Origin of the sequence: Synechococcus sp. H55.11 (assembly GCF_047462475.1) — a bacterium.
Lineage (GTDB): Bacteria > Cyanobacteriota > Cyanobacteriia > Thermostichales > Thermostichaceae > Thermostichus.
Map to the genome: position 1 here is coordinate 1 of NZ_JANSJI010000294.1, position 3,541 is coordinate 3,541.

Here is a 3,541-nt window from a genome sequence, read left to right on the forward strand (position 1 = left end):
ACGGCTAGGGTATGCTGGTGGGCAGTGAGCAAGTTTCCCACCTCTTCTTTTGAGGAGAGAATATGCCGGAACCGGAATCCTCCTCAGCCCACATTCTGGTGATCGAAGATGAGGCCAAACTGGCCCGTTTCCTGGAAACTGAGCTGACCTATGAGGGGTATCGGGTCAGTGTGGTCGGCGATGGCACGGCAGGGTTGGCGGCAGCCCGCGACCAGAACCCCGACTTGGTGCTGCTGGACTGGCTGTTGCCCGGGATCTCGGGGTTGGAAGTTTGTCGGCAACTGCGCTTGATGGGCAGCCGCGTGCCCGTGGTACTGATGACCGCCGGTGATGAGGTGGCAGATCGGGTGGCAGGGCTGGATGCCGGCGCGGATGATTACGTAGTGAAACCCTTTAGCCTTCAGGAGTTGCTGGCGCGGATACGGATCTATTTGCAGCACCCCAAGGGATCCCGTGACGGTCGGTTGGTGTTTATGGATTTGACGCTGGATCCAGTGACGCGGCAGGCGAGCCGGGGAGGGCGGCAGGTGGAGCTGACGGCCAAGGAATACGACCTGCTGCGCTACTTGATGGAACACCCCCGCCAGGTGCTCAGCCGCCAACAGATTTTGGAGCATGTGTGGGGCTATGACTTTACGGGCGATTCCAACATCATCGAGGTCTATATCCGCTACTTGCGTCTCAAGATCGAAGGCCCAGGAGAGAAGCGCCTCATCCAGACGGTGCGCGGGGTAGGCTACGTGTTGCGGGACTAGAAGCGCGACTGAGGCCGACATCCCCCAGAAGAATGGCCTGGGCAGCCTGAGGGGGATCGCTGCTGTGGCAAGATCGGGAAGAATGGATCCCTATCGAGGTGCGGGAACGGCTGCTCAAAACTGGAGCAAAGAACCCGGAGAGGATTTCGTCCTGCTGGCAGGTGAGGTTGATGGAAGCCGACTGCTGGAACTGAATTGGGGGATTTTGGGGTGCAGAGGGTGTTGTCGATGAATCCATGGAGTGCAGGTCTGCTGGGCCTTACCTTCAGCTCACCGGGAGAGTTTGTCTTCCGTTTTCCCCCCGAAACCCCTCTGGTAGGTGGGCTGGGGCTGCGCTGGTACGGCCTGCTGATGGCTATTGCCGTGTTGGTCGGCCTGCTCCTGACCAAAGCCCTGGCAGAGGCTCGCCATTTGGAGAAAGAGCCCGGCAAGGCCAGCGAACGGGTCGAGATCCTAGCCCTGTGGCTGGTGGTGTCCGGGTTTCTGGGCGCCCGCCTCTACTACGTCCTCACCCACTGGTCGGAGTTCAGGGACGATCCCCTCTCGGCCTTCGCCATCTGGCGGGGAGGCATCATCATTCACGGTGGCGTGCTGGCCGGCGCGCTTGCTCTTTACCTCTATTGCCGCGCCACCGGGATCAACGGCTGGAAGTACGCCGATGTGCTCACGCCAGGGTTAATTTTGGGCCAAGCCATCGGGCGCTGGGGCAATTTTTTTAACTCCGAGGCCTACGGGGCCCCCATTCTCCCCGACAGCAGATGGCCCTTGCGGGTGTACATCCCGCCCCAAGCCCGCGAGCCGCAATACAGCCAGTTTGAGTTTTTTCACCCCATCTTTTTCTACGAAAGCGTCCTCAACCTGGTTCTGTTTGCCCTCTTGATGGGGATGTTCTGGCGCTTTCCCAAACTCAAAGATGGCACCTGGGTTTGGACCTATGTCGTCGGCTACAGCTTAATTCGCATCCCCTATGAAATCTTGCGCGTCTCGGCGGTGGCCTATCTGCCGGGAACCTCCATCAAGGCTGCCTATGTGTCCAGCGCTGTAGGCCTAGTGCTTGGGATCGGCATGCTGATCTACATGTACCGGCTGCGCTTCGACCCCGATTTGGAGCAATTGGCCGCTTGGCTGGCCGAACGAGCAGGGCTGGAGCTGGGAACAGCCGCAGATCTTGTGCAGCGGGCTTGGGCCATCCAGCAAAAGCACCGCCGCGCCGACTTGCTGGATCGCGTTACTCTGGCCATGCCCCACTTTCCAAGCACCCTTGCCCCCCATCTCTCGCTGGGCCAACGGGAGCTGTTGATACGGCAACTGTTCTGCCGTCTGGAAGGCCGGGATCCCGCTGGAGAAGGGCTTCCCCAGGCAAGTTAGCGCTGTCAATCCCAGCAAGCGCGAGTTAGGCTCTCTTCATAATAGAGAGGGGATCCAGGAATCCAAAGCAAAAGCACCTAGGCCAACAGGCTGCGGGCCAGCAAGCCCAACCCCGCTCCAGCCATCACCAACAGCCACGTGGGCTGCCGGAAGCGCAGCAGGGCGATCAAGGCCGCCCCACCGATCCCCAAGGCCATCAACGAGGCTGCTGTTGTTTCTTGTAGCAGCGCCTTTTGGGCCAGAGGCACTGTGGCTGCGGCAACCGCCCCCAGCGCGGTTGGGGTGATGGCTTGCAGGAATCCCTTCACCCAAGCGTTGCGCCGTATGCGCAGCAACAGCGGTGCTGCCAGCAAAATAAAGGCAAAAGAAGGGGCAAAGATCGCCACCGTCGCCGTCAGCGCCCCCAACACCCCCGCCACCTTGTAGCCGATGAAAGCTGCCGTCAGCACCACCGGGCCGGGGGTAAACTGCCCAATGGCCACCCCATCCAAAAACTCCGCTGGCGTCAACCAGCCCAACTGATCCACCACTTCGTCGGCGATGAAGGGAATGATCACCAACCCTCCCCCGAAGATGGCACTGCCCACCTTGAAAAAAAACAGCGTCAAAGGCCAGAAGTAAGTGCCAATGCGCTCCAGCCCCCAAAAGCTGCTCTCGGCTAGGGTTTCTGGCGGAACCGCGGCCCCCACCGTCTGGGCCAACATCAACACCGGCCCCGGCAGCAGAGCTGGGATCCCTGGCAAAGGGCTCCTTGGCCCGTAGAGCACCAACCCCACCAGCGCCGCCAGCCCAAACAACACCAGGATGTTCACCCCTCTTAGCAGCAGAGCAAAAGCCGCCACCGCGATCAGCCCCCGGCTCCAGTCTTGCACCGCCTTGCGGCCCAGCTTCCAGCAAAAGGCCAAGACAATGGCGATTACCACCGGGGCCACCCCAAAAAATAGCCCCTCTAGCTGTGGCACCCCCTGAAAGCGAAAATAAAGCCAAGAAAAAATCACCTCGATCACAAAAGCCGGCGCGATGAAGCAAAAGCCCGCCAGCACCGCCCCCAACCAGCCTGCCCGCACATAGCCAACATAGATCCCCATCTGGGTAGAAGCCGGCCCCGGCAACAGTTCACACAGGCCCACCCCTTCGGCAAATTGCTCCTGGCTCATCCAGCCCCGCCGGATCACCGCCTCATCGTGTTGCATGGCAATGTGAGCTTGTGGGCCGCCAAACCCCAGGGATCCCAGCCGCAAGAACACCGCAGCAATTTCCTTTAGTCGCGTCGAAAGAGGGGGCAAGGGATCGGGCAGACCACTTGCCACCCCAGGAGACTGGCCGGGAGAGGACTGAGGAGACATCGCCAAGGCTTGGCACCCGCTTATCCTGGCATCCAATGGTTGGTTACGTCGATCCCTAACTCCCCTCTCCCT

The 3,541-nt window shown here is 60.5% G+C and carries 3 protein-coding genes; 2 read left to right on the plus strand and 1 reads right to left on the minus strand.

The features are described 5' to 3' along the window. The first annotated feature begins 62 nt into the window (after positions 1–62). Positions 63–755, plus strand: a complete 693-nt coding sequence (locus tag NW853_RS11865) for a response regulator transcription factor (RefSeq protein WP_414333655.1) — start codon at positions 63–65, stop codon at positions 753–755. Positions 756–983: 228 nt separating this feature from the next. After that, complete coding sequence (lgt, locus tag NW853_RS11870; protein ID WP_414349109.1) at positions 984–2,123, plus strand: prolipoprotein diacylglyceryl transferase; 1,140 nt, start codon at positions 984–986, stop codon at positions 2,121–2,123. Positions 2,124–2,200: 77 nt separating this feature from the next. Here the strand turns inward: lgt and chrA are convergent, their stop codons facing one another. Further along, positions 2,201–3,469, minus strand: coding sequence for a chromate efflux transporter (gene chrA / locus NW853_RS11875; protein WP_414349110.1), 1,269 nt, complete (start codon positions 3,467–3,469; stop codon positions 2,201–2,203). Positions 3,470–3,541: the final 72 nt, after the last annotated feature.

What these genes read in the sequence shown, in the direction of transcription:
- NW853_RS11865 (WP_414333655.1), top strand. Translation starts at nt 63, where the DNA reads ATGCCGGAACCGGAATCCTCCTCAGCCCACATTCTGGTGATCGAAGAT.
- lgt (WP_414349109.1), top strand. Translation starts at nt 984, where the DNA reads ATGAATCCATGGAGTGCAGGTCTGCTGGGCCTTACCTTCAGCTCACCG.
- chrA (WP_414349110.1), bottom strand. Translation starts at nt 3,469, where the DNA reads ATGTCTCCTCAGTCCTCTCCCGGCCAGTCTCCTGGGGTGGCAAGTGGT.